Consider the following 25,923-nt stretch of genomic DNA (forward strand, 5'->3'; position numbering starts at 1 on the left):
CTACCCCACCTCCCGAGGTAACGTGAATCGAACGTCTTCGTCGGCCACCTGGCTGTCCCGCACCGTGGTCCGGCCGAGCCCCGCCAGGCACTGGGTCAGCTCCTCCACCAGGTGCGGCGGAGCCGAGGCGCCCGCCGTGATCCCCACCCTGCGCGCACCGGCGAGCCAGCGCATGTCCACTTCGGACACGTCGTCGACCAGGTGCGCCCTCGGGCCCTGGCGTCGCGCCACCTCCACCAGCCGCTTCGAGTTCGACGAGTTCGCCGAACCGACCACGAGCACCAGGTCCGCGTGGTCGGCGACGGCCCGCACGGCCCGCTGCCGGTTGGTGGTGGCGTAACAGATGTCGTCGCGCCGGGGCGCCGACATCGTGGGAAACCTTTCGCGCAGCACGGACGCGATCTCCTCGGCCTCGTCGACCGCGAGCGTCGTCTGCATCGCGTACGCGACCTTCTCTGGGTCGCGCACCTGGACGTGCCGGGCGGCGGACGCGTCCTCGACCACGATCACCTGCTCGGGGGCCTCGCCCACGGTGCCCTCGACCTCCTCGTGGTCGGAGTGGCCGATGAGCAGCACCGTGTCGCCCCGCGAGCTGTACCGCCGGACCTCGTTGTGCACCTTGGTCACCAGCGGGCAGGTCGCGTCGATCACCCGCAGGTCCCGCGCGGCGGCGGCGCGACGCACCGACGGCGCGACGCCGTGTGCGGCGAGCACCGTCGTCGCCCCGGGGGGCACCTCGTCGACCTCCTGCACGAACACCGCGCCGAGGCCTTCCAGCCGCCGCACGACGTGGGCGTTGTGGACGATCTGCCGCCGCACGTACACCGGCGCACCGTACCGCTCCAGCGCCCGCTCGACGATCTCGATCGCCCGGTCCACCCCCGCGCAGAACGACCGCGGACTGGCCCGCAGGATCTCCCCGCGCCCCGCCGCCTCGCACCACTCACGCAGGACCGGGGCGGCCGCCCGCAGCGAACGCAACCCGGTGATCCCGCGCCACACGGTGCCAGGCCGCCACAGCGGGTGCCCCGGTGTGTCCACAATGGCCCGGACGACGGCGAGCGGCCCCGGTACCGAGGCGAACTGCGCCGACTCCATGTCCACCGCGAGCGCCCCGCGCCGGGCGTAGACCTCCCGCTCGGCGCCGTCGACGAGGTTCTCCGCCGACGCGACCGGTCCGGTGTGGACGGTCAGCCCGAGCCGCCGCAGCGCGGCGGCCAGCAACGGCGCGGACTTCAGCGGCACGGGCCCGTCCGGGCCGTCGATCTCCGTGGCCACCACGAGGTCGCCGGACTGGACGCGGTCGGTCACCCCGCCCGCGATGCCCGCGAGCAGGACCGGCGTGGCACCGGTGAACCGCTGCGCGGACTCCGCCGCCCGCCGCGGTCCCATGCCCGTGTGCAGCACCCGCACCCCGGGGACCCGCAGCGCCGCGGCCTCCAGGTGCATGGGCGCGCACACGACTCCGCTCATGCCGCCTCCAGGTAACGACCCAGCGCCGACACCGGGAACACGAGCCGGTACAGGTGGTAGTTGATGTAGAAGTCGCCGGGGAAGCCGGTGCCGGTGAACTGCGGCTCGTCCCACGTGCCGTCCGGCCGCTGCGTCTCCGTCAGCCACCGCACGCCACGCTCCACAGTGGACGAGTTCCGCTCCCCCGCCGCGAGCAGCGCCAGCAGCGCCCACGCCGTCTGCGACGCCGTCGAGTCGCCCTTGCCGATCCACGCCGGGTCGCGGTAGGACCGCAGGTCCTCGCCCCAGCCGCCGTCGGGGTTCTGGCAGGACTCCAGCCACTCCACCGCCCGCCGGATCGCCGGATCGGCGGGCGAGACCCCCGCCGCGACGAGCGCGGGCACGACGGCACCCGTGCCGTAGAGGTGGTTGGCACCCCACCGGCCGAACCAGGAACCGTTGTCCTCCTGGGCGTCCAGCAGCCACCGCACGCCGCGGCGGCACTCCTCGGTGCCCGCGAGCCCTTCGGCGACCAGCATCTCCACGACGTGCGCCGTGACGTCCGCCGACGGCGGGTCGATCACCGCGCCGAAGTCGCAGAACGGCAGTTTCGTGGTCAGCTCACGGGTGTTGTCCGCGTCGAACGCGCCCCAGCCCCCGTCACCGGACTGCATGCCCTGCAGCCACACCACGGCGCGGTCGATGGCCTCCTTCACGCGCGGCCGGTCGGGGTGCGCGACGCGCCGCAGCGCGAGCACCACCTCGGCGGTGTCGTCGGTGTCGGGGTAGATGTCGTTGGCGAACTCGAACGCCCAGCCGCCCGGCGGGGTCGTCGGCCGCTTCACCGCCCAGTCGCCGGGCACGCGGACCTCCTCACCCAGCAGCCAGTCCGCGGCCTTGAGCACCGCCGGGTCGTCCGCCGGCACGCCCGCGTCGAGCAGCGCCGTCACCGCCAGTCCCGTGTCCCACACCGGGGACTGGCACGCTTCGAGCCGCCGGACCCAGCCGTCGGGCGTCTCCTCGCGGATGACGAACCCTTCGAGCCCTTCGAACCCGGCCTTCACCGCGGGGTGGTCGAACGAGTAGCCGAGCAGGTGCAACGCCAGCAGCGAGTACACCCACGGCGGCTGGATGCCGCCCCACGACCCGTCCGCCTCCTGGCGGGCCAGGATCCACTCGGCGGCGGTGCGCATCGCCAAGCCCCGCAGGGGTTTCACCGGCAGCTTCGCGTACGTGTGCAGCGCCTTGTCCAGGTACTCGAACGCGCCCGACCACGTCCACGGCTTGAGGTTCTTCCGCTTCCGGACCCCGGTGCGCAGTTCGTCCACACCGAACGGCAGCGGCCGCACCGGGCGCAGCGTCGACACGATCGTCAGCGGCACCACGGTCTGCCGCGCCCAGCACGCCCAGTCGTAGACGTTGAGCGGGAACCACGACGGCAGGAAGATCAGCTCCGGCGGCATGTTCGGCAGGTCGTCCCACGACCACAGGCCGAACAGCGCCAGCCAGATCCGCGTGAACACGCGGGTGGCCTCCAGGCCGCCGTTGGCCTGCACGAAGCTTTCGGCGGCGCGCATGTGCGGCGCCTCAGGCGAGTCGCCGGCCAGCCGCAGCGCGACCCACGCCTCCACCGTGGTGGACAGGTCGCCGGGGCCGCCGTAGAACGTGGCCCAGGTGCCGTCCTCGCGCTGCTGCGACCGGATCCACCGCGCGGCCTCCTCGGTCTCCCGCGCGGTGCGGATGCCGAGGAACTCCCGCAGCAGCAGGTCCTCGGCGTCCATCGTGACGTTGGTCTCCAGCTCGCCCTTCCACCAGCCGCCGTCCTGCTGCAGCCCCTTCAGGTGCGCGACCGCGCGGGCCAGCGTGTCGGCGGTGCTGCGGACGGGGGCCGGGGGTTCGGCGATCTGCGTCATCAGGCCTCCCTCGTGACGATGAACTGCGCGAGTGAGAGCAGCTCCTCCCGCGCGCGGTCCGGAATGCGGGCGTCCTCGAGCTTCTGCCTCCCCGCCGCCATCCGCCGGTAGGCCTCGTCGAGCGCCCACTTGCGCCCGCCCGCCTGCTCGACGAGCCCGGCGGCGTGCCGCACGGACTCCTCCCCCGGCGCCTCGGGCCGCGCGAGCCACTCCGCCAGCTCGCGGCCGAGCGCGCCGCCGTGGGTGATGGCGTAGGTGACCGGCAGGCTCTTCTTGCGGGCCCGCAGGTCGGAGAACACCGGCTTGCCGGTGACCGCGGCCTCGCCCCAGATGCCGAGCACGTCGTCGACGAGCTGGAACGCGAGCCCGAGGTCGGCGCCGAACCCGGCGAGCGCGTCCACGACGGGCTGCGGGGCGCCGGCCAGCACCGCGCCGATCGCGGTGCTCGCCGACAGCAGCGCACCGGTCTTGCCCGCCGCCATGTCGAGGCACTCGTCCAGGCCCACGTCGTTGCGCTGCTCGAAGGCGACGTCGAGCACCTGACCGCGGATGAGCTCGTTCGTGGCGTCGGCGAGCAGCCGCGCCGCGGCCACCGCGCCCGGCCCGTCACCGTCGAGCAGCACCTCCTGGGCCAGCGACAGCATCGCGTCGCCGGTGAGGATCGCGCTCGCGGCGCCCCGCACCGCCCACACCGTCGGCCGGTGGCGGCGTTCGGTGTCGCCGTCCATCAGGTCGTCGTGCAGCAGGGAGAAGTTGTGCACCAGCTCGACGGCGACCGCGCCGGGCAGGCCCACCGAGGGCTCCGCGCCGGCCGCCTCCGCCGACAGCAGCGCGAGCGCGGGCCGCACGGCCTTCCCGCCGCCGTCGGTCGGGTTGCCGTCGAGGTCGGTCCACCCGAGGTGGTAGTAGGCGATCGAGCGGCTGGTGGGGTCCAGCCGTTCCAGCGCCGCCCGCATCGCGGGCATGATCGCCTGGCGGCCCTGGGCGAGAGAGTCGAGTACAGCGGTCATGGGATGTCCTTACCGTGGGGCGAAGTGGGTCGTCCGTCGGAGGCGATGAGGGCTGACGCGGCCGCTTCGCCGCTGCGCACGGCACCTTCCATCGTCGCGGGCCAGCCGGTGGCGGTCCACGCACCGGCGAGGACCACCCCCTCGGCCGCGGTGACGGGCCCGGGGCGCAGCGCCGCGCTGCCCGGTGCCGGCCGGAAGGTGGCGGTGCGTTCGCGCGTGACGAAGAAGTCACGCACCCCGGCGGTCGCGGCCGCCGGCACCACCTGCCTCAGCGCGGGCAGGATCCGCTCGCGGATCTCCCGCACCGGGACGTCGATGAGGTCGTCGGCCGCGGACAGCGAGACGGCCAGGTACTGGCCACCGTCCACACCGGACTGTGAGGTGCGGTCGAACACCCACTGCAGCGGGGAGTCGACCGCGGCGAAGAACGGTTCGTCGAGGACCTCCCGGTCGAACACGACGTGGGCGTTGACGATCGGCGAGCTGCCGAGCCGCTTCGCCCAGCCCTCGGGCAGCGACAGCGCGCCCGGGGGCAGCAGGCGTTCCGCGACCTCGGGCGGCAGGGCGACGACGACGCGGTCGGCGGTGAGTTCCGTCTCGCCCGCGGTGATCCGCCAGCGCCCGTCCTCCCGCGCCAGCCCGGTGACCTTCGTGCCCAGCAGCACCTGGGCGCCGGCCTCGGTGAGCCGGGCCTTGGCCGGTTCGCCGTGCAGCTCCCGCAGCGGCACCTTCGACCAGCCGATGTCGGCCGCCCCCGCCTCGGTGAGCAGGCCGAGCTGGAACACGGTCGCGGCCAGCGCCAGGGAGGCCCCGGTGGCGGGCGCGTTGAGCGTCGCGATGCCCACCAGGTCCCACAGCTTCTCGATGGCCGCGGTGCTCTGGCCGTGCCGGCGCAGCCAGTCCGCGAAGGACTGTCCGTCGGCGGCCGCGGACTCCCGGTGCACGCCACGCAACGCCAGCGCCGCGCCCGCGAACTTCAGCCGGTCCGCGACCGGCAACGGCCGGTACTTCAGCACCGAGTCGGCCAGGTGCAGCGGTGCGGGCAGCGCGTTGCGCCGCAGCCACACCGGCTGCCGCAGCCGCGGTGAACGGACCTGGATGGCCAGCCGGGGCTGCAGGAACACCTTGTCCAGCACGCCGAGCCGCCGCAGTAAGTCCACATAGGACGTACAGCAGCGGAGGAACACGTGCTGCCCGTTGTCGACGTCCAGCTCGCCCCGGCGGAACGAGTGGGTCAGGCCACCGAGGTGGTTCTTGGACTCCAGGAGGGTGACGTCGAGGCCCGCGTCCGCGCAGCGCAACGCGGCGGTGATCCCGGCCAGCCCCCCACCCAGCACCGCCACCCTGGCACTCACGTGAGCCGCCCCGACAGCGCTCGCGCCGCCACTCCCAGCTTTTCCCGGCCGGACAGCGAAAGCCGGCGATCGAACACGAGCGAGGGCTGGTCGTTGATGCGCTCCAGCAGCTGGCGGTAGATCCCGGCCATCGCGAGGCACGACGCCTTGCTGCGCCAGTCGAGCAGCGGCGCCAGGCGCAGGCCGTCGGCGTACCACTCGCGGGCGCGGGCGGCGCTGTGCCGGACCAGCGCGGTCAGCCCGCCGTCGGGGTCCTCGAGCCGGCCCCGCTCGTCCAGCGCCAGCTCGACGCCGAACGCGTCGAGGTCCTGCTTCGGCAGGTACACGCGGCCGTTGACCAGGTCCTCGCGGATGTCTCGGAGGATGTTGGTCTGCTGCAGCGCGATGCCCAGCGCGTCGGCGTAGCGGGAGGCGTCCGGGTGCGGCTTGCTGCCGAACACGCCGAGGCACAGCCGCCCGATCGACCCGGCGACGCACCGGCAGTACTCGGTGAGCTCGTCGAACGTGGCGTACCGGCGGCCCTCGATGTCCATCCACACACCGTCGAGCAGCTCGTCGAAGGCGCCGAGCGGGATCGGGTACCGCTTCGCGGCGTCGGCGACCGCGACCAGCACCGGGTCGCTCGTGGTGTCGAGCTCGGCCAGCGACTTGCGGACCTCCTCCAGCTGGACCGACTTCTCCTCGATGGGCAGGTCGCCGTCCCCGATGTCGTCCACGCGGCGCGCCAGCGCGTACACGGCGCACAGCGCCTTGCGGCGGCCGCTGGTGAGCAGGCGGATGCCGTAGTAGAAGTTGCGCGCCTCCGTCCTGGTGATCCGTTCGCACTCGGCGTACGCGGCATCGATGTCGGTCAACGGCGGCCTCCCCGCAGCAGCAACTTCGACAGGTGGATGAGCACGTCCCGTTTGCGTGGCCTGGGTGTGCCGGCGAGCACGTCCCAATCGGCTCGCCGGAGCGCGTCGACGGTCGCCAGGCCCCCCGCGACGTACCCCGCGATGGCCAGGCGCGCCCAACCTTGCAGCAGCCCGACCAGCGCCGCACCTTCGGTCAACTGATCGAGTGCTTTCCGCACCTGGGCGGCCACCGTCCGCCGCACCGCCTCGTTGGCGTGCGGCGCGTCGAGGTCCGCCTCGGTCGCGCCGTAGGCCGCGAGGTCCTCCTGCGGCAGGTACACCCGGCCGGCCCGCCGGTCCTCGGCGACGTCCTGGCAGTGCTCGATGAGCTGCAGCGCGGTGCACACCCGGTCCGACAGCCGCTCCGCCTCGGCCGAGCGCACCCCGAAGATCCGCAGCACGATCCGCCCGACCGGATCGGCCGACAGCGTGCAGTACCGCGCCAGCTCCGCCTGCGTGGCGTAGCGCTTGACCCGCTGGTCCTGCAGGTTGGCCTGGACGAGCCGGTCGAAGGGCTCCCGGTCCAGGTCACGCTCGCGGATGGTCGGCACGAGGGCCTTCAGCACCGGCTCCCCGGGCTCGCCGTCCCACGCGCGCGCCAGGTCGGCGCGGAAGCGCAGCAGGGCGGCGGTGCGGTCCCCCTCGGCCTCGTCCCCCAGGTCGTCGATCACCCGCGCCACGTCGTACAGCGCGCCGAGGTCGCGGCGGAGCGCACGCGGCAGGACGCGCAGCGCCACCGGGAAGTTCTCCGCACGCTCCTTTTCGCGTAGTGCGGCCACCTGTTCCGGTGGCAACCTGGGCAGCCCGGGGTCGCCGACCGTGTCGGAACCTGTCGGTGCTGGTGTCACCGGCCCATAATCCATCGGGAGGGGACAGCGGTTCTTCGCACAGGAAACAAATTCCGGGAAGCACGGGTTATCACGAGCGCACAGTCTTAACCCGATCGAAGGACGGCTTACGACGTAAGGGTGGAGGTAGCCGGGTGGACACGGGCAACAGAGCGGACTCCGCGGACGCGAAACTCGAAGAACTCGCGGCCGCGACCGCCGAACGGTTGCCCCGCATGCTCGACGACGTCACCCGGCTGCTGAGCCACGACTGGCCCGACTACGCCGACTTCATCGTCACCGAACGGGACGAGGTGCTCGTCTCGGCGAACATGTTCCTGCACCGCCTGATGAAGATGGCGAAATGGGACATAACGGAGCTGCCGGACGTCTCCGACCCCCCGCCCGAGACACTGACCGAGCAGCCCCTGTTCGAGGAGATCGGCCGAGCCCAGTGGCAGCAGGGCCGGGACCTCACGAGCCTGCTGTCGGCCTACCAGATCGGCGCGCGCGTCGCGTGGCACCACGTCGCGGAGGCCGCGCTGGAGATCGGCGTGCCCCCCGACGTCTTCGCCGCGCTCGCCGAGGCGGTGTTCATCTTCGTCGACCAGCTGTCGTCGGCCTCCGCCCGCGGGTACGTCCTCGAACAGTCCGAGGCGGCCGCCGCGCGGGAGCGGCTGCGGGACGAGCTGGGCAACATGCTGTTGTCCGACCGCTCGGACTCCACCGCCGTCCGGGCCGCGGCCTCCCGCGTGGACTGGCCGCTGCCGCGCGAGGCGGCGGTGGTGCTCGTCGAACCGGACAACCCGGTCGGCGGGGCGCTGCTGGCCCGGCTCGACCAGTCGTGCCTGCAGGTGCGCCGCCAGCGGATGGTGTGCGCGATCGTGCCCGACCCCGCGGGCCCGCAGCGGCGGGAGCGGCTCGCGTCGGCGCTGCGGGGCGCGGGCGCGGTCGTCGGGCACACGGTGCCGCTGGAGAACCTGCCGGCGAGCATGCGGGTCGCCGAGGTGGCCGCGCAGCTGCGCCGGACCCACGTCCTCGACGACGACCCGGTGTTCGTCGACGAGCACCTGGACTCGATCATCGTGCACCGCGACCCGCGGCTGCTGGAGGCGTTCCGGGCGCGCTGCCTCGCCCCGCTCGACCAGCTCGGCCCGGTCACCCGGCACCGGCTGTGCGAGACGCTCGCCTCCTGGCTGCGGCACCTCGGCGACCGGCGTGCCGTCGCCGAGGAGCTGCACATCCACCCGCAGACGGTCCGCTACCGGCTCGCGCAGCTGCGGGAGCTGTTCGGCGAGAGCCTGGACGACCCCGACAACCGCCGCCGCCTCACCCTCGCGCTGGCCTGGGGCTTCCCCGCCGAGGGCTGATCAGCGCCGGTACTCGTCCAGCGTCTTGCGGAACTCGCCGAGGAAGGCGTCGGCGTCCGCGACGAACGCCGGGTCGGTGGCCACCGTCATCGAGAACGAGCCGTGCCAGCCCAGCACGCCCACCACGAACGGCGTGCCCGGCGCGACCGGGATGATCGGGAACGCCGTGCGCAGCGGGAAGTCGCCGAACGCCACCACCTGCCACGTGGCACCGGGCATGTTCGACACGGTGCCGTTGAAGAACCGGCCGCCGTACACGGTGCGCGCGAACCACGAGTGGAACCACGGCGGCATCAGGTTCGCGACCGTGTGCTGCACGAACCGCGACGCGATCGCCCGCGTGCCGGTCCGCAGCCGGGCGCTGGCCTTCGCGACCGCCGCCAGCCGCTCGGTCTCCGGCATGTCGCCCAGCGGCACCTCCACCATCACGGCGGCCGTCACGTTGCCCGCCATGCCCGCCCTCGGCTCGGCCGCCATCAGCGGCACCGACGCCAGCAGCTTCGACGGCAGCGGCCCGGTGGCCAGCCGGCGCACCGCGGCCGCGGTGCCGGCGAGCAGCACGTCCGTCACCCGCGCGTCCCGCCGCCGCGCGATCTCCCGCACGTCGTCCAGGTCGAGCTGGAGGCTGCTGAACGCCCGCGACGCGGTGCCCGAGGTGACGAGCTGTCCCTCCGGCCGCGCGTCGGTCGCCAGCTGCGCGATGCCCGCCACCCCGGCGGCCAGCTGCTTGAGCCGTCCCGGCCGCCGCACCTCGCCCAGCGCCGAGGTGAGGTCGGGCGAGTCGAACAGGTCGAGCATCAGGTTGATCGTGCCGATGCCGTCGGCGACCGAGTGGTGCACCAGCGAGACGACCGCGGCCGTGTCCTCCTCGACGCCGGTGACCACGCAGAACCGCCACAGCGGCCGGTCCCGCGGGAGCTGCTGCCCGGCGAGGTCGGCGACCAGCGCGTGCAGCGCGGACATCCCGCCGGGCCTGCCGTCGCGGCTGAGGTCGAACGCCGGGACGTGCCAGTTCCAGTCGAGGTCGGTGTGCTCCACCCAGCGCCACGGCCGCCAGCGCGTCGGCGGCGCGAGCTTCTTGCGGAACTCCGGCCGGCCCGCGAGCTTCGCGGCGATCTTGGCCCTGGCCAGCTCGGCGGTCGGCACGGTGCCGGCCTTCGAGGTGTCCAGCATGATGAGCCCGCCGACGTGCTGCGGTGCCGCGGGGGTCTCGACGTGCAGGAAGAACGCGTCGGACGCGGGGATGCGGTCGCTGTCTCGTCTCGCCACGTCCGCGATCATGACAGCAGCCCACACCACGACGACAGCACCCGCCGCGTCGAGCCAGTAGTGGTTGCCCGTCGCGAGGATCACCGCGAGCGTGACGAGCACGTGCACGGCGCTCACCGCCTGCACCACGCGCCCGCCGGAGATCCGGGCCAGCACCACCGAAACCCACAGCGCCCAGCCCACGTGCAGCGACGGCATCGCCGCGAGCTGGTTGGCGTTCTCCACCATCGGCGAGCCCCACGAACCCCAGGTGTGCCCGAGGCGGACGGTGTCGACGAACCCGGCGCCCGCGAGCATCCGGGGCGGCGCGACGGGGAACAGCCAGAAGCACGCCAGCGCGAGCAGGTTCACCCACGCGAAGGAGTTGCGGACCTGCCGGTAGTGCCCGGGGTGCCGGGCGTACACCCACACCAGCAGGACCAGCGCGCTGGCGATGTAGGTGATCGCGTACTCGTAGTTCGCCGCCGTGCGCAGCCAGCCCTGGCCCGCCAGCCAGGTGTTCATCGGCAGCTCGAAGTCCAGGTGCAGGAACCGCTCGAACGCCAGGATCGCGTCGCCGCCCTCCAGCGCGCGCATCTCCCGCGACGGCAGCGGCTTCGCCTCGATCAGCAGGTAGACGCCGAACAGCGCCAGCCCGCCGAGGAGTTCACCCCACCAGCGGGGCCGGAGGACCGGTCCGTGCCGGTAGGGCACCGTTAACGAGCTGTTGGTTGACGACCCGGCAGTGAGCACACTCCGTGATATAACACGAACGCGCGAGCGGCCGCTTGATCAGGCGGCGGAGGCGGGAGCCGTGTCGTCGGCGCGGTGCCAGCGCATGCGCAGGGTCAGGCCCGGCACCCGGCGCAGCTTGCGCCAGCCGTGCCCGGCGCACACGGCGATGGTCAGCGCGGTGAGCAGGCCGCTGAGGATGCCGCGCGAGAGCAGCCCGGCCTCGACGCCCCAGTGCAGGAAGCCGATGGTCATCCCCGCGTCGATCAGCCGCGAGCCGCCCCACATGAGCGCGACCTGCACGAACACCCGGTTCACCGTGCGGTGCGCGAACAGCTCCGCGGGCAGCCGCACGAAGTCGCGGGCCAGCCGCGCCGTGATCGGGCGCCCGAGCGCCGCGCTCCCCACGAAGATCAGGAACATCAGCACCGAGCCGAGCGCGGGCTGCAGCACGTAGACCACGGCGCTGGAGGTGATCAGCGCGATGCACGCCCTGCTGATCAGCATGCCCGTGCACAGCAGCAGCGTGCCCGGCAGGTCCCGGCGCAGCAGGCGGCGGGCGCCGATCACGAACACCGCCCAGCCGAGCACCGCGCACAGCCCCGGCACCAGGCCGGCGAAGTGCAGCAGCACGGCGAGCAGCACGCTCGGGACCACGACGGTTTCCAAGGCCATGACGAGCGCCCGCGCCAGGGTGCCCTTCAGGTGCGGGATCTCGATCACCAGGTGGCGCTCGGGGTGCGCGTCAGCTTGCTTCACGGGCTCAGATCACTCCTGGGCACAAGTGTCCGGGGGTTGCGCGGGGGCCGCAACTTTACCGGGGACCTTATCCGTGACAGGGTAAACGCCGTGTGTTGCGGTGCGGGTGGTTTCGCGTTGCACCGTCGGTGAATGAGCGAGGCCGAAGACGCCGGCCACGAGCAGCACCGCCGCCCCCGCCGAAGCCGCGAGCGGGCCGGGTTCGGTGGACAGCGTGGCGTGGAACGCGAGCATGCCGAGCACGTAGCTGACGGCGGGGTTGACGATCGACATCACCGCGATGGCCGCCGACAGCGAGCCCGAGCCGTACGCCTGTTGTCCCAGGAGGAGGCCGGTGAGGGTCGACAGGGCCAGCGCGTACCCTGGCCAGTCGATCGCGGTGGCGAGCACGCCGCGGACGAGGAGGTCGTCGGTGGTGAGCTTCATCAGCGCGGCGCTGATCGCGTAGCACATGCCGGCGGCGCTGGCGATGAGCGCGCTGTGCAGCAGCGGGCCCCGGTGCTGGGCCAGCTGGACGAGGACCACGACGACCACGACGGCCACGAGCACCGCGACGACCAATCTCCCCCGGTCGGGGGAGCCGTCCAGCGGCGCGGCCCCCTCGACCGCCAGGAAGCACGCCACCCCGCCGCTGATCGCGAGCGCGGCCAGCCAGTCGCGGGCGGCCGGCCACTGCCGGACGACGGCGGAGGCCATCGGCAGCGCGAACAGCAGCTGCGTCACGAGCAGGGGCTGGACCAGCGCGATGGAGCCGAAGTGCAGCGCGGCGGCCTGGCTGACGAAGCCGAGGAGGTTGGTCGCCCAGCCGGCGAGCCACACCCGCTGCCGGAGCAGCTTGCGGATGAGCCACAGCACGGGCAGGCGGTGCCGGTTGGCCCGGTGCTCGGTGTCGGCGTCGGCCACGACGAGCACCGCGCTCCGCTGCAGCGCGGCGGAGGCGGCGAACAGGAACGCGGCTGCGAAACCGAGGAGAACCGGGATCAACACATCAAGTTGCAGCGCTCCCCAGGCGAGAAAGATTCCGACGGCTCAACCCGAACCACCGAATCGGGTCGCCAACGCACGGTACACCCCGGGAAGGGTGCCGCGCACGAGTACCGGAAGGCGGAGCCACCCCGGAACGTGCTGCTCAGCACGGCCGTCGCGGACCGCCCGAAGCACCGCGCCGGCCACCCGGTCCGCGGGGATCGGCCGCGGTGAGCGCCTTTCATAAGGGCGTCCGCGGCGGGCGAAGAATTCCGTGTCCACGACCCCGGGAACCACGACGCCGATTCTCACGCCCGTACCGGCGAGTTCGAAGCGGAGGCTTTCGGCGAACACGTCCAGCCCGGCCTTGACCGCCGAGTAGACCGACTCCCCCGCCACCGCCGTGCGGCCCGCGATGGACGTGACGAACACGACGCCGGCCTCGGGGCGGCCACGCAGGGCGGGCAGCAGCGCGCGGGTCAGCTCGATGGGCGCGGTGAGGTTCACGTCGACGACGCGCCGGACGTCGGCCGCGGTCATCTCGCCGAAGGGGCCCGCCCAGCCGATCCCGGCGTTGTTGACGAGCACGTCGACCTCGCCGAAGCGGCCGGTGATCTCGTCGGCGAGTGCGGGGATGCCGTCGAGGTCGGCGAGGTCACCCGCGACGACGGCACCACCGGTGCGCTCGGCCAGCGCCGCCAGCCTGCCGGTGTCCCTGCCGTGCAGGACCAGCCGCGCACCGGCCTCGTGCAGCCGGAGCGCGGTGGCGGCCCCGATGCCGGACGAGGCGCCCGTCACCACCGCCACCGCTCCGCGCAACCGCATGGCCGCGGCTCAGCCGGTGACCCGGTCGGCGTCGACCACGAACACCAGCGTCTCGTTCGGCTTGATCGACTGGTTGCCCCGCGCGCCGTAGCCCTTGTCCGGCGGGATGACCAGCAGCCGTCGCCCGCCCTGCTTGATGCCGACGAGGCCCTCCTCCCAGCCCGGGATGACGCTGCCGTCGCCGAGGGTCAGCGGGAACCCGCCGCTGCCGAAGGAGTTCTGCTGGTCCACCTTGTCCGACCACGTGTAGAGGTCGTAGTCGACCTGCAGCTGGCTGCCGGTCTTCGCGGCGGCGCCGGTGCCCGGCACCAGGTCCTTGCTCAGCAGCTTGGTCGGTGCGGCGCAGGTGTCCGGGATGGTCACGGTCGGCTTGCTGCCGAACGCGCCGGCGACCTGGACGTCGTCCACGGTGCACTCGCGCTGCGGCTGCGCCGAAGGCTGCGCGGCGGACGAGGCCGCGGCCGGGTTCGGCGCGGGGTAGGTCGGGCCGCCACCGGGCGGGACGTCCGCGGGCTCCTGGCTGTTGGAGCAGGCGGCGAGGGCGAGCGCGGCGGCCACCCCGATCACGATCTTGCCAGCGTTACGCATGGCGCTCACCTTAATCGGCCGTGACCAGTTCTTATCCGGCACCCACGAGTGGTTCCAGCGCGCGTTCGGTGTAGACGACGCCCAGCCGCCGGGTCGCGCGGGTCAGCGCCACGTAGAGGTCGTTCCAGCCGCGCGGGGAGGCCGCCACGATCTCCTCCGGCGCCACCACGAGCACGCCGTCGAACTCCAGCCCCTTGGCCTCGTCCACCGCGAGCACGGACAAGCGCTCGTCGTCGGGCAGCTCGGCACGCAGAGCCGCGAGTCGCGCCGCGGGGCACAGGACCGCGACGGTGCCACCGTCCGCTGCGCGCAGCTCCTCCTCCGCCAGCGTCCGCAGCGACACCTCCGCCAGCGGGCGCTGCCACGGCTCGATGCCGCTCTCGCGCACCGAAGTGGGTGCCCGCAGCCCGGGGTCGACCTTGGCGAGCACACCGGCGGCGAGCTCCATGATCTCGGCCGGGGTGCGGTAGTTGACGGTCAGCTCACGCAGCCGCCACCGGTCCCCCACGTGCGGAGCGAGCACGTCGTCCCACGACGAGGTCCCTGCCGCGGCCCCGGTCTGCGCCACGTCCCCGACGAGCGTCATCGACCGGCTCGGGCACCGGCGCATCAGCAGCCGCCAGTCCATCGCGGACAGCTCCTGCGCCTCGTCGACGATCACGTGCCCGAACGTCCACTTGCGGTCGCGGGCGGCGCGCTCGGCGGCGGTCAGCTCGCTGCGGGCCTGCTGGCGCTCGGCGAACAGCTCGGCGTCGAGGATGTCGCCGACCCGCAGGATCTCCTCGTCGGCGAGCTCGTCGTCCTGCTCGAGGATGTGCAGCACGCCCTCGGCGTACGCCCGCTCTTCCCGCTCACGGCGCTCGCGTTCGGCGCGTTCCTCGGTGTCGTCCTCACCGAGGAGTTCGGCCAGCTCGTCGAGCAGCGGCACGTCGGCGGGCGTCCAGCGGGACTTCGGGGGCCGCACGAGCGCGGTCCGCTCGGCTTCGGTCAGGCGGTCCCCCGCCGCCGACGCCAGCCGCTCGGGTGAGGCCAGCAGGTCACGCAGCAGCCGCTGCGGGGTCAGCTTCGGCCACAGTTCGTCGAGCGCGGCCAGCACCTTGGGCGAGCTCGCCAGCTCGGCACGGATGTCGGCCCGGTCGCCCGCGTCGAGCACCGGGGCGTCGGCGGTCTCCCCCTCGTCGAGCGGGATCTCCGGGACCCCTTCGAACAGGTCCACTTCGAGCCGCCCGGCGGCACGCTCGGCGAGCGCGTCGAGCAGCTGGTCGACGAAGACCCGGCGGGCGAGGTTGTGCGGGCGGCGGGTGGCGCGGGCCTTGGCCCTGGCGCGCTCGCACGTCTCCCGGTCGACTTCGAGCACGTCGTCCTCGAACTCCACGCGCAGGACCTCGTCGGGCACCCGCTGCCGGTCGGCGACGGCGTCGGTGAGCACGTCCACCATCACCGCGCGGCCCTTGACCTCCGCCGCTTCGCGGGTGTCCTCGCCGGTGGCGCGGACCCCGGGGAACAGCTGACCGACGGTCGACAGCAGCACGCCGGTCTCGCCCAGGGACGGCAGCACCTGGCCGATGTAGCGGAGGAACGTGCTGTTGGGCCCCACCACGAGCACGCCGCGCGTCGCGAGCTGCTGGCGGTAGGTGTAGAGCAGGTACGCGGCGCGGTGCAGCGCCACGGCGGTCTTGCCGGTGCCGGGCCCGCCCTGCACGACGAGCACGCCACCGAGCTCGTCGCGGATGATGCGGTCCTGCTCGGCCTGGATCGTGGCGACGATGTCGCCCATCTCGCCGGTGCGGCGGCGCTCCAGCGCGGCCAGCAGTGCGGCCTCGCCCGCCAGGCCGAGGTCGTGCCCCTGGTCGGCGGCACGCAGGTCGAGGACCTCGTCGTCGAGGGCGACGACCTTGCGGCTCAGCGTCCGGATGTGCCGTCGCCGCCGGACGCCCTCGGGCGAGGCGGCCGTGGCGAGGTAGAACGGCCGGGCCGCCGGGGCACGCCAGTCCAGCAGGAGGGGCTCGTAGTCGCCCTCCTCGTCGAACAGGCCGAGGCGCCCGACGTAGAGGGTCTCGCCCTCGTGGAAGTCGAGCCTGCCGAAGCACAGGCCCTGCTCGACCGAGCTCAGCTGGGCGAGCCGGTCTGAGTAGGTGGTGGTGGCGACGTCCCGCTCGGTGCGGGCCTGCGGCGTGCTCCCCACTTGTTCCAGTGCCGAGTTCAGCCGCCGCTGGGCGGCCTCCCGCTCGGCGTCCAGCTTGCGGTAGAGCAACGACACGTAGTCCTGCTCCGCCGCGAGGTCTCGTGCGCTGTCGGGTTCCCGTTGCGGGGACACGGACAAGGACAACCCGCCTTCACTTTTCAGGGGTGGATGGTCAGCGTGCGAACCAACGACCCTGCCCCCCGGGGAATTCCCGGTGCGGCGGTTTTTTCGCGGGCTAGAACGGCAGGCCGAGGGTGGGCAGGCCGATGGCGGAGTCGACGGCCAGCGCGCAGAACACGACCATCAGGTAGGTGTTCGAGCGGTGGAACAACGCCATGGGCTTGGTCTCGACGCCGCGCCGGACCTGCCGCTGCAGCGAGTGCGCGTAGAAGAGGAACCAGCCGCCCGCCAGCACGGCGAACGTGGCGTACAGCCAGCTCGTCACGGGCAGCAGGAGCAGCGTCCAGCCGACCATCACCCACGAGTAGATGACGATCTGCCGCGCCACGTGCTGCGGCGTCGCGACGACGGGCAGCATCGGCACGCCGGCGCGCTCGTAGTCCTCGCGGTACTTCATGCCCAGCGCCCACGTGTGCGGCGGCGTCCAGAAGAAGATGACGCCGAACATCACGAAGGCCGGCCACTGCACCGTGCCGGTCACCGCCGCCCAGCCGATCACGACCGGCATGCAGCCGGCGGCCCCGCCCCACACCACGTTCTGCGCGGTGCGGCGCTTGAGCCCCAGCGTGTAGACGAAGATGTAGAACAGGATCGTCGCGATCGCGAGCACGGCGGACAGCAGGTTGACCGTGAAGTACAGCATCACGAACGACGCGGCGCCGAGCACGAGGCCGAACACCAGGGCGTTGCGCCGCGGCACCGAGTCACGCACGAGCGGGCGCCGCTTGGTGCGGTTCATCACCTTGTCGATGTCGGCGTCGATCACGCAGTTCAGCGTGTTGGCGCTGCCGGCCGCCATCGCCCCGCCGACGAGCGTGGCCAGTATCAGCCACGGCGACGGGATGGTGCGGGCCGCGAGGAACATCGCGGGGATGGTCGTGACCAGCAGCAGCTCGATGACCTGCGGCTTGGTCAGCGCGAGGTACGCGGCCGCGCGGCCCGTCAGCCGTCGCAGGCCACCGGTGGGCGGTTCGCCTCCGGGGTGGTCGGCGCTGGTGCGGTCACTGCGGCCGTGCGCAGCGTTCACCAACGACAATTTCGCTCCCAGGGTCGGTTCGGGGTGGTGCCCGCGCGGTACGCGTGACACCGCCACTGATCGTAGTCACGGGGTTCGCCCTGACGCCTGCCGGGGGTTCGCCCGTCCGGCGGCCGCCCCGGTGTGTCGCACTTCAGCGCCACGGGTACCCGACCTACTAGGCTGCCCCCGAAAGGCTTCGGCGCCCGCGCGCGCATGGCCGCCAACCAGGAATATTGTCCCTTCGGGATCGATTGAGATAAGTGGCACCGGCGCGCGCGAACACGCCGGGTGACGTAACCGACCAACAACGAGTACCGGGAGTTCGAGTTCAGTGTCCGAAACCGCCTCTATCAGCGAGAACAATCCTCTGCTCCGGCGGAACGTGCCCGCCGACTGGACCGACCTCGACACCCGCGCCGTGGACACCATCCGCGTGCTGGCCGCGGACGCCGTGGAGAACTGTGGCAGCGGCCACCCGGGCACGGCCATGAGCCTGGCCCCGCTGGCCTACACGCTGTTCCAGCGCGAGATGCGGCACGACCCGTCCGACCCGGAGTGGCCCGCGCGCGACCGTTTCGTCCTCTCGGCCGGGCACTCCAGCCTGACGCTGTACATCCAGCTGTTCCTCGCCGGCTACGGCCTGGAGATGGAGGACCTCAAGCAGCTGCGCAAGTGGGGCTCGAAGACCCCCGGCCACCCCGAGTACCAGCACACCAAGGGCGTCGAGGTCACCACGGGCCCGCTGGGCCAGGGCCTGGCCAACGCCGTGGGCATGGCGATGGCCGCCCGGCGCGAGCGCGGTCTGCTGGACCCGGACGCCGCGCCCGGCGAGAGCCTGTTCGACCACTGGATCTACGTGATCGCCTCCGACGGTGACATCGAGGAGGGCGTGACCTCCGAAGCCTCGTCGATCGCGGGCCGCCAGGAACTGGGCAACCTGATCGTCTTCTACGACGACAACAAGATCTCCATCGAGGACGACACGAACATCGCCCTGTCGGAGGACACCGCGAAGCGGTACGAGGCCTACGGCTGGCACGTCCAGGTCGTCGAGGGCGGCGAGGACGTCGTGGCGATCCAGGAGGCGATCAAGGCCGCGAAGGCGGACCCGCGCCCCTCGTTCATCCTGCTGCGCACGATCATCGGCTACCCGGCCCCCAAGAAGATGGGCACCGGCAAGGCCCACGGCGCCGCGCTGGGCGCCGAGGAGGTCGCCGCGGTCAAGGAGATCCTCGGCTTCGACCCGGAGCGCAGCTTCGTGATCGAGGACGAGGTGCTCGCCAACACCCGCAAGGCGCTCGACCGCGGCAAGCAGTGGCGCGCCGAGTGGCAGGAGCGCTACGACGCGTGGGCCGCGGCCAACCCGGAGCGCAAGGCGCTGGCCGACCGCCTGTCCACCCGCACGCTGCCCGAGGGCTGGGCCGACAAGCTGCCGACGTGGGAGCCCGACGCCAAGGGCATCGCCACCCGCAAGGCCTCCGGTGAGGTGCTGAACGCGCTCGCCGACGTGCTGCCGGAGCTGTGGGGCGGCTCGGCCGACCTGGCCGAGAGCAACAACACCACGATGAAGGGCGCCGACTCGTTCGGCCCGGAGAAGGCCTCCACGGACATGTGGAACGCCAACCCCTACGGCCGCACGCTGCACTTCGGCGTCCGCGAGCACGCCATGGGCTCGATCCTCAACGGCATCGCGCTGCACGGCGGCACGCGCCCCTACGGCGCCACCTTCTTCACCTTCAGCGACTACATGCGCCCGCCGGTGCGCCTGGCCGCGCTGATGCACGTGCCGGTGATCTACGTCTGGACGCACGACTCGATCGGCCTCGGCGAGGACGGCCCGACGCACCAGCCGATCGAGCACCTGGCCGCGAACCGCGCCATCCCGGGCCTCAACGTCGTCCGCCCGGCGGACGCGAACGAGACCGCCGGTGCCTGGAAGGCCGCGCTGGACGACAAGCACCACCCGTCCGGTCTGGTGCTGACGCGCCAGAACGTGCCGGTGCTGGAGGGCACGACGATCGACGGGGTCGCCAAGGGCGGCTACGTCATCGCCGACGCGACCGGCGGTGAGCCGGACGTCGTCCTGATCGGCACCGGTTCCGAGGTCCAGCTGGCCGTCGAGGCCCGCAGGATCCTCGAAGCCGACGGCGTTCGAACCCGCGTGGTCTCCATGCCGTGTGTGGAGTGGTTCGAGGCGCAGGACGAGGCGTACCGGGAGTCCGTGCTCCCGTCCGGGGTGAAGGCGCGGGTGGCGGTCGAGGCCGGCATCGCCCAGCCCTGGTACCGCTGGGTCGGCGACGCCGGCGAGATCGTGTCGATCGAGCACTACGGTGCCTCGGCCGACTACCAGACCCTGTTCCGCGAGTTCGGGTTCACCGCCGACGCCGTGGTCGACGCCGCGCGCAGCTCGCTCGCCAAGACCAAGAACTCCTGAACCCAGAAGGGGATGACTCCTCATGAGCGACCGACTTGCTCAGCTGTCCGACGCCGGTGTTTCGATCTGGCTCGACGACCTGTCGCGTGAGCGGCTCGACTCCGGCAACCTCGCCGCGCTGATCCGCGACAAGCACGTCGTCGGGGTCACCACGAACCCGACCATCTTCGCGAACGCGCTGTCGCACGGCGACGCCTACGACGAGCAGGTCCGCGAGCTGGCCGCCCGCGGCGCCGACCTGCACGCGACCGTCCGCGAGCTGACCACCACCGACGTGCGCAACGCCGCGGACCTGTTCCGCGACATCTACACCGCCACGAACGGCACCGACGGCCGCGTGTCGATCGAGGTCGACCCGCGGCTGGCCAAGGACGCGGAGAAGACCGCGCTCGAGGCGCAGGACCTGTGGAAGACCGTGGACCGGCCGAACATCTTCATCAAGATCCCGGCCACCGAGGAGGGCCTGCCCGCGATCACGCGCACGCTGGCCGAGGGCATCAGCGTCAACGTCACGCTGATCTTCTCCGTGGAGCGCTACCGCAAGGTGATCGAGGCGTTCTTCGCCGGGCTGGAGCAGGCCAAGGCCAACGGCCACGACCTGCGCACGATCGAGTCCGTGGCGTCGTTCTTCGTGTCCCGTGTGGACACCGAGGTCGACAAGCGCCTCGACGGGATCGGCACCGACGAGGCCAAGGCCCTGCGCGGCGAGGCCGCCATCGCCAACGCCCGCCTGGCCTACGCCGCCTACGAGGAGCTGTTCGCGAGCGAGCGGTGGGCCGCGCTGAAGGCCGAGGGCGCCAACCCGCAGCGGCCGCTGTGGGCCTCCACCGGCGTGAAGGACCCGCAGTACTCCCCCACCCGCTACGTGGACCAGCTGGTGGTGCCGAACACGGTGAACACCATGCCGGAGAAGACGCTGGACGCGGTGGCCGAGCACGCCACCATCGACGGTGACAAGGTCACCGGCACCGCGGGCCAGGCGCAGGAGGTCTTCGACAAGCTGGCCGCCGTCGGCATCGACATCTCCGACGTGTTCCGCACGCTGGAGGACGAGGGCGTGGAGAAGTTCGAGAAGTCCTGGCAGGAGCTGCTCGACACCGTCGAGGGCCAGCTCGGGAAGGCGAAGAACTGACCATGGCCCCCGACGGAACCACAGTCACGATCGTCGACGACGGTCTGGCGGCCAAGGCCGCGCCGCTGGTCGACAAGCTGGTGGCCGACCAGGTCGCCTCGAAGCTCGCCGCGCAGGACCCCACGCTGTGGGGTCCCGACGCGGAGTCCGAGGCGTCGATCCGGCTGTCGTGGACCACGCTGCACAAGAGCTCGCGGCCGTTGATCGGCGAGATCGAGGCGCTGCGCGAGGAGCTGCGCGGCGAGGGCATCGACCGCGTCGTGCTCGCCGGCATGGGCGGCTCCTCGCTCGCGCCCGAGGTGATCACGAGCACCGAGGGCACGCCGCTGACGGTGCTCGACACGACCGACCCCGGCCAGGTGGCCGACGCGCTCGCGGGTGACCTGCAGCGCACGGTCATCGTGGTGTCGTCGAAGTCCGGCGGCACCGTCGAGACCGACAGCCACCGCCGCATCTTCGGCAAGGCGTTCACCGAGGCGGGCATCGACGCGGCGAGCCGCATCGTCGTCGTCACCGACCCGGGCTCCCCGCTGGCCGACCTCGCGGAGAACGAGGGCTACCGCAAGGTGTTCCTCGCCGACCCGCACGTCGGCGGCCGCTACTCGGCGCTGACCGCGTTCGGGCTGGTGCCCGCCGGGCTCGCCGGTGCCGACGTCGCGCGCCTGCTCGACCAGGCCGCCGCGGCGGCCCAGGTGCTCGGCGAGGACAGCGCGGACAACCCGGCGCTGCGCCTGGGCGCGGCCTGGGCCGCGGCACACGCCGACGGCGCCGAGAAGGTCGTGCTCGCCGACACCGGCTCGGGCATCACCGGCTTCCCCGACTGGGCGGAGCAGCTGATCGCCGAGTCCACCGGCAAGCAGGGCACGGGCCTGCTGCCCGTCGCGGTCGAGGGGCCGACGGCCCCCGGCTTCGCCGACGCCGGCGCCGACGCGACCCCGGTCGCGGTGGGCCCGCAGGTGGGTGCCGCGAAGATCACCACGGAAGGCCCGCTGGGCGCGCAGTTCCTGCTGTGGGAGTTCGCGACCGCGATCGCCGGGCGGCTGCTGGAGATCAACCCGTTCGACCAGCCCGACGTCGAGGCCGCGAAGGCCGCGGCGCGGTCGCTGCTGGACAACCCGGCGGCGCTGGAGGGCGGCGAGCAGCCGTCCACTGTGGACGACACGGTGGAGGTGTTCGCGCCCGAAGGGATGAGCACCGACGGCGAACTCGCCGACGTGCTCCGGTCGTTCTTCGCGACCGCCCCCGAGGGCGGCTACCTCGCGGTGCAGGCCTACCTCGACCGGCTCGACGACGCCTCGGCGTCGATCCTCCGCGCGGAACTGGCCAAGCGCACCGGGCTGCAGACCACCTTCGGGTGGGGCCCGCGCTTCCTGCACTCGACCGGCCAGTACCACAAGGGCGGCCACCAGAACGGCATCTTCCTGCAGGTCACCGGTGCCGTCGAGCAGGACCTCGACGTGCCGGACCGCCCGTACACGCTGGGCAAGCTGCAGCACGCCCAGGCGCTCGGCGACGGCCAGGTGCTCCGCGAGCACGGCCGCCCGGTCCTGCGCCTGCACCTGACCGACCGGGCCGCCGGCCTGGCACAACTCGTCCGCGCTGTACAGGAGGTCAGCGAACGGTGAGTGAGCAGTGGAGCAACCCGCTGCGGGACCCTCGCGACAAACGCCTGCCCCGGATCGCGGGGCCGTCGAGCATGGTCATCTTCGGTGTCACCGGTGACCTGTCGCGCAAGAAGCTGATGCCCGCGATCTACGACCTGGCCAACCGCGGGCTGCTGCCCGCCGGCTTCTCGCTGGTGGGCTTCGCCCGGCGCGACTGGGAGAACGAGGACTTCGGCCAGCTGGTGCACGACGCGGTGGCCGAGCACGCCCGCACGCCCTTCCGCGAGTCGGTCTGGCACCGGCTCGCCGAGGGCATCCGGTTCGTGCAGGGCACCTTCGACGACGACGACGCGTTCGACCGGCTCGCGCAGACGGTGCGCGACCTGGACACCGAGCGCGGCACGGGCGGGAACACGGCGTTCTACCTGTCGATCCCGCCGGGCGCCTTCCCCGTCGTGACCAAGCAGCTGGCCCGCTCCGGGCTGGCGCAGTCCGACGACCGGTCGTGGCGCCGCGTGGTGATCGAGAAGCCGTTCGGGCACGACCTGTCCAGCGCCAGGGAGCTCAACGGCATCGTCAACGACGTCTTCCCCGAGGAGTCGGTGTTCCGCATCGACCACTACCTCGGCAAGGAGACGGTGCAGAACATCCTGGCGCTGCGCTTCGCCAACCAGCTGTTCGAGCCGATCTGGAACGCCAACTACGTCGACCACGTGCAGATCACCATGGCCGAGGACATCGGCCTCGGTGGCCGCGCTGGCTACTACGACGGCATCGGCGCGGCCCGCGACGTGATCCAGAACCACCTGCTGCAGCTGCTGGCCTTCACCGCGATGGAGGAGCCGCTGTCGTTCGAGCCGCGGGCGCTGCGGGCGGAGAAGATCAAGGTCCTGCGGGCCACGAAGCCGCTGCAGCCCTTCGACGAGACCACCGCGCGCGGGCAGTACGCCGGTGGCTGGCAGGGCGGCAAGAAGGTGCCGGGCCTGCTGCAGGAGGCCGGGTTCGCGAAGGACTCGACCACCGAGACCTACGCCGCCGTGACGCTGGAGGTGCAGAACCGCCGCTGGGCGGGTGTGCCGTTCTACCTGCGCACGGGCAAGCGGCTGGGCCGCCGCGTCACCGAGATCGCGGTGATGTTCAAGCGCGCCCCGCACCTGCCGTTCGACTACACCTCGACCGAGGAGCTGGGGCAGAACGCGCTGGTCATCCGCGTCCAGCCGGACGAGGGCGTGACCATGCGGTTCGGCTCGAAGGTGCCGGGCACGACCATGGAGGTCCGCGACGTCACGATGGACTTCGGGTACGGGCACGCGTTCACCGAGTCCTCCCCCGAGGCCTACGAGCGGCTCATCCTGGACGTGCTGCTCGGCGAGCCGTCGCTGTTCCCGGTGAACGAAGAGGTCGAGCTGTCCTGGGAGATCCTCGACCCGATCCTGGAGCACTGGGCCAAGCAGGGCGCGCCCGAGCCGTACGCGCCGGGCAGCTGGGGTCCCGCTTCGGCCGACGAGGTGCTCGCCCGCTCGGGCCGGAACTGGAGGCGTCCGTGATCATCGACCTGCCCTCGACCACCACCTCGCAGGTCAACCGCAAGCTCGTCGAGCTGCGTGAGCAGGGCGGCGCCGTCGCGCTGGGCCGCGTGCTCACGCTGGTGATCGTCGACGACGACGGCGAGCACCTCGAGGAGCACATCGACGCGGCGAACGAGGCCAGCCGGGAGCACCCGTGCCGGGTCATCGTGATCGCCCGCGGCTCCCGCACCGCCGCCGCGCGCATCGACGGCCAGATCCGCATCGGCGGTGACGCCGGGGCGAGCGAGGTCGTGGTGCTGCGGCTGTACGGCCCGCTCGCGGCGCAGGGCCAGAGCGCGGTCGTGCCGCTGCTGCTGCCCGACGCCCCGATCGTGACGTGGTGGCCCTCCGCGGGCCCGAAGTCGCCCGCGGAGGACCCGATCGGCCAGCTCGCGCAGCGCCGCATCACCGACTCCGCGGCCGAGAAGAACCCGATCCGCGCGCTCGCCACGCGGCGGAAGTCCTACACCCCGGGCGACACCGACCTGGCGTGGACGCGGCTGACCAACTGGCGTGCCCAGCTGGTCGCGGCGCTGGACCTGCCGCCGTACGAGGCGGTCACCGGCGCCACCGTGACCGGCGAGGCGGACTCGCCGTCGACGGAGCTGCTCGCGGGCTGGCTCGCGGAGTACCTGAAGATCCCGGTGAAGCGGGTGAAGACGGCTTCCGCCCAGGGCATCGTGTCGGTGTCGCTGGAGCGGCGTTCCGGCGTCATCGAGCTGCACCGCCCCGACGGCAAGGTCGGCACGCTGACCCAGCCGGGCCAGCCGACCCGCCGCATCGCCCTGCACCGGCGCAACACCAAGGACTGCCTGATCGAGGAGCTGCGCCGGCTCGACCCGGACGAGGTGTACGAGGCCGCGCTGCACGGTCTGGACAAGCTCTCCGCCGGGACCGGGAAGCCCGCCGCCGCCAAGGTCGGCGGCAAGGCGAAGAACGGCAAGAAGACCGCGAAGGCGGCGTCGTGAGCGGCAAGACCGAGGTCGTGGTCTACGCCAATCCGGAGCTGCTGGCGGCGGCCGTCGCCGCGCGGCTGGTGACCCGGCTGGTGGACCTGCAGGCCGCCAAGGGCTCGGCTTCGCTGGTGCTCACCGGTGGCAGTACCGGCATCGCCGTGCTCGACCAGCTCCGCCGCTCCCCCGCGCGGGATGCGGTGGACTGGTTGCGGCTGGACCTGTACTGGGGCGATGAGCGGTTCGTGCCCGCCGACGACGACGAGCGCAACGAGAAGCAGGCCCGCGAGGCGCTGCTGGACCACGTGCCCGTCGATCCGAAGCGGGTGCACGCGATGGCGCCCTCGGACGGCGAGTTCGGCGACGACGTGGACGCCGCAGCGGCGGCGTACGCCCGCGTGCTGGCGGACAACGCCCGGCCGGAGGACCACGGTGACGTGCCGGGCTTCGACATCATGCTGCTCGGTCTGGGCGGCGAGGGGCACACCGCTTCGGTGTTCCCGGAGTCGCCCGCGGTCTACGAGACCGAGCGCTCGGTGGTGGCGGTCCGCAACTGCCCCAAGCCGCCGCCGACGCGGATTTCGCTGACGCTGCCTGCCATCCGCCGCGCGCACGACGTGTGGCTGCTGACCACCGGCGAGGCGAAGGCGGACGCCGTCGCGCTCGCGCTGTCCGGTGCCGGCGAGGTGCAGCTGCCCGTCGCGGGTGCGCGGGGGCAGCGGCGCACGCTGTGGCTCGTCGACCGGGCCGCCGCGGGCAAGCTGTCGAACGTCTACCTGCCACCCACGGCCTGACGCCGCCGGAGGGGCCTCTGGTGCGATTGGTCTGCACCAGAGGCCCCTCCGGACCGCGTCACCGGGCCGGATTTCCGTGACGCTGGGTGAAATTTCCCCGCAGTGCGGCGTTTCCCG

General features: G+C 72.5%; 20 protein-coding genes. 7 read left to right on the forward strand and 13 right to left on the reverse strand.

All coding sequences use genetic code 11. From position 1 onward, the window contains the following. Genes ispH through hpnC form a run of 6 tightly spaced genes read right to left on the reverse strand, consistent with a single transcriptional unit; the run spans position 1 to position 7,471 of the window. Positions 1-1,473, reverse strand: a complete 1,473-nt coding sequence (ispH, locus tag ABFX51_RS19515; RefSeq protein WP_346054469.1) for a 4-hydroxy-3-methylbut-2-enyl diphosphate reductase — start codon at positions 1,471-1,473, stop codon at positions 1-3. After that, complete coding sequence (shc, locus tag ABFX51_RS19520; protein WP_346054470.1) at positions 1,470-3,365, reverse strand: squalene--hopene cyclase; 1,896 nt, start codon at positions 3,363-3,365, stop codon at positions 1,470-1,472. Before shc ends, ispH begins: the two co-directional genes overlap by 4 nt. Next, a complete protein-coding gene (locus tag ABFX51_RS19525; protein WP_091507458.1) occupies positions 3,365-4,375 on the reverse strand; it encodes a polyprenyl synthetase family protein in 1,011 nt (336 codons plus the stop codon). Before ABFX51_RS19525 ends, shc begins: the two co-directional genes overlap by 1 nt. Beyond that, a complete protein-coding gene (gene hpnE, locus ABFX51_RS19530) occupies positions 4,372-5,730 on the reverse strand; it encodes a hydroxysqualene dehydroxylase HpnE (RefSeq protein WP_346054471.1) in 1,359 nt (452 codons plus the stop codon). Before hpnE ends, ABFX51_RS19525 begins: the two co-directional genes overlap by 4 nt. Continuing rightward, positions 5,727-6,584, reverse strand: a complete 858-nt coding sequence (gene hpnD / locus ABFX51_RS19535; RefSeq protein ID WP_091507463.1) for a presqualene diphosphate synthase HpnD — start codon at positions 6,582-6,584, stop codon at positions 5,727-5,729. The genes hpnE and hpnD overlap by 4 nt, the downstream gene beginning before the upstream one ends. Further along, positions 6,581-7,471 (reverse strand): squalene synthase HpnC, encoded by an 891-nt coding sequence (gene hpnC / locus ABFX51_RS19540; protein ID WP_346054472.1) that lies wholly within the window; start codon positions 7,469-7,471, stop codon positions 6,581-6,583. Before hpnC ends, hpnD begins: the two co-directional genes overlap by 4 nt. A gap of 134 nt (positions 7,472-7,605) precedes the next feature. On the opposite strand from hpnC, the gene ABFX51_RS19545 reads away from it, so the two are divergent. After that, positions 7,606-8,820 (forward strand): PucR family transcriptional regulator, encoded by a 1,215-nt coding sequence (locus tag ABFX51_RS19545; protein WP_091507468.1) that lies wholly within the window; start codon positions 7,606-7,608, stop codon positions 8,818-8,820. On the opposite strand, the gene ABFX51_RS19550 is transcribed toward ABFX51_RS19545, so the two are convergent. The 7 genes from ABFX51_RS19550 to ABFX51_RS19580 form a co-directional block, all read right to left on the reverse strand. Next, positions 8,821-10,782 (reverse strand): bifunctional phosphatase PAP2/O-acyltransferase family protein, encoded by a 1,962-nt coding sequence (locus tag ABFX51_RS19550; protein WP_346054473.1) that lies wholly within the window; start codon positions 10,780-10,782, stop codon positions 8,821-8,823. It lies immediately after the preceding gene. A 78-nt stretch (positions 10,783-10,860) separates the two neighbouring features. Beyond that, positions 10,861-11,475, reverse strand: a complete 615-nt coding sequence (locus tag ABFX51_RS19555) for a DUF3159 domain-containing protein (RefSeq protein ID WP_425425811.1) — start codon at positions 11,473-11,475, stop codon at positions 10,861-10,863. A gap of 93 nt (positions 11,476-11,568) precedes the next feature. After that, positions 11,569-12,546, reverse strand: a complete 978-nt coding sequence (locus tag ABFX51_RS19560; protein WP_091507474.1) for a DMT family transporter — start codon at positions 12,544-12,546, stop codon at positions 11,569-11,571. Between the two features lie 42 nt (positions 12,547-12,588). Next, the gene (locus tag ABFX51_RS19565) at positions 12,589-13,350 is read right to left on the reverse strand and encodes an SDR family NAD(P)-dependent oxidoreductase (RefSeq protein ID WP_346054474.1); all 762 of its coding nucleotides are present in this window, start codon (positions 13,348-13,350) and stop codon (positions 12,589-12,591) included. A gap of 9 nt (positions 13,351-13,359) precedes the next feature. Continuing rightward, a complete protein-coding gene (locus ABFX51_RS19570; protein ID WP_091507478.1) occupies positions 13,360-13,938 on the reverse strand; it encodes an FKBP-type peptidyl-prolyl cis-trans isomerase in 579 nt (192 codons plus the stop codon). A gap of 31 nt (positions 13,939-13,969) precedes the next feature. Beyond that, positions 13,970-16,261 carry an ATP-binding domain-containing protein gene (locus ABFX51_RS19575; RefSeq protein ID WP_346054550.1) on the reverse strand — a complete coding sequence of 764 codons (2,292 nt, stop codon included), beginning with the start codon at positions 16,259-16,261 and terminating at the stop codon, positions 13,970-13,972. Positions 16,262-16,358: 97 nt separating this feature from the next. Beyond that, the gene (locus ABFX51_RS19580; protein WP_091507481.1) at positions 16,359-17,339 is read right to left on the reverse strand and encodes a heme o synthase; all 981 of its coding nucleotides are present in this window, start codon (positions 17,337-17,339) and stop codon (positions 16,359-16,361) included. A gap of 313 nt (positions 17,340-17,652) precedes the next feature. Here ABFX51_RS19580 and tkt point away from each other — a divergent pair, with 313 nt between their 5' ends. The 6 genes from tkt to pgl are packed head-to-tail and all read left to right on the forward strand — an operon-like array spanning position 17,653 to position 25,806. Beyond that, positions 17,653-19,755 carry a transketolase gene (gene tkt / locus ABFX51_RS19585; protein WP_346054475.1) on the forward strand — a complete coding sequence of 701 codons (2,103 nt, stop codon included), beginning with the start codon at positions 17,653-17,655 and terminating at the stop codon, positions 19,753-19,755. A gap of 22 nt (positions 19,756-19,777) precedes the next feature. Next, positions 19,778-20,887 carry a transaldolase gene (tal, locus tag ABFX51_RS19590; protein ID WP_346054476.1) on the forward strand — a complete coding sequence of 370 codons (1,110 nt, stop codon included), beginning with the start codon at positions 19,778-19,780 and terminating at the stop codon, positions 20,885-20,887. Positions 20,888-20,889: 2 nt separating this feature from the next. Beyond that, entirely contained in the window at positions 20,890-22,512 is a 1,623-nt protein-coding gene (locus ABFX51_RS19595; RefSeq protein WP_346054477.1) for a glucose-6-phosphate isomerase, read from the forward strand. Next, positions 22,509-24,038 (forward strand): glucose-6-phosphate dehydrogenase, encoded by a 1,530-nt coding sequence (gene zwf, locus ABFX51_RS19600; RefSeq protein WP_091507490.1) that lies wholly within the window; start codon positions 22,509-22,511, stop codon positions 24,036-24,038. Before ABFX51_RS19595 ends, zwf begins: the two co-directional genes overlap by 4 nt. After that, positions 24,035-25,027 (forward strand): glucose-6-phosphate dehydrogenase assembly protein OpcA, encoded by a 993-nt coding sequence (gene opcA / locus ABFX51_RS19605; RefSeq protein WP_346054478.1) that lies wholly within the window; start codon positions 24,035-24,037, stop codon positions 25,025-25,027. Before zwf ends, opcA begins: the two co-directional genes overlap by 4 nt. After that, positions 25,024-25,806: a 6-phosphogluconolactonase gene (gene pgl / locus ABFX51_RS19610; RefSeq protein ID WP_346054479.1), complete on the forward strand. Its 783-nt coding sequence runs from the start codon at positions 25,024-25,026 to the stop codon at positions 25,804-25,806. Before opcA ends, pgl begins: the two co-directional genes overlap by 4 nt. Positions 25,807-25,923 lie beyond the last annotated feature (117 nt).

Source organism: Amycolatopsis dongchuanensis (assembly GCF_039542405.1).
Classification (GTDB): domain Bacteria; phylum Actinomycetota; class Actinomycetes; order Mycobacteriales; family Pseudonocardiaceae; genus Amycolatopsis_E; species Amycolatopsis_E sacchari.

Bases quoted from the DNA above. Each gene is read 5' to 3' on its own strand.
- ispH (WP_346054469.1), bottom strand. From the start codon at position 1,473: ATGAGCGGAGTCGTGTGCGCGCCCATGCACCTGGAGGCCGCGGCGCTG.
- shc (WP_346054470.1), bottom strand. From the start codon at position 3,365: ATGACGCAGATCGCCGAACCCCCGGCCCCCGTCCGCAGCACCGCCGAC.
- ABFX51_RS19525 (WP_091507458.1), bottom strand. From the start codon at position 4,375: ATGACCGCTGTACTCGACTCTCTCGCCCAGGGCCGCCAGGCGATCATG.
- ABFX51_RS19555 (WP_425425811.1), bottom strand. From the start codon at position 11,475: ATGGCCTTGGAAACCGTCGTGGTCCCGAGCGTGCTGCTCGCCGTGCTG.
- ABFX51_RS19565 (WP_346054474.1), bottom strand. From the start codon at position 13,350: ATGCGGTTGCGCGGAGCGGTGGCGGTGGTGACGGGCGCCTCGTCCGGC.
- ABFX51_RS19570 (WP_091507478.1), bottom strand. From the start codon at position 13,938: ATGCGTAACGCTGGCAAGATCGTGATCGGGGTGGCCGCCGCGCTCGCC.
- tal (WP_346054476.1), top strand. From the start codon at position 19,778: ATGAGCGACCGACTTGCTCAGCTGTCCGACGCCGGTGTTTCGATCTGG.
- ABFX51_RS19595 (WP_346054477.1), top strand. From the start codon at position 20,890: ATGGCCCCCGACGGAACCACAGTCACGATCGTCGACGACGGTCTGGCG.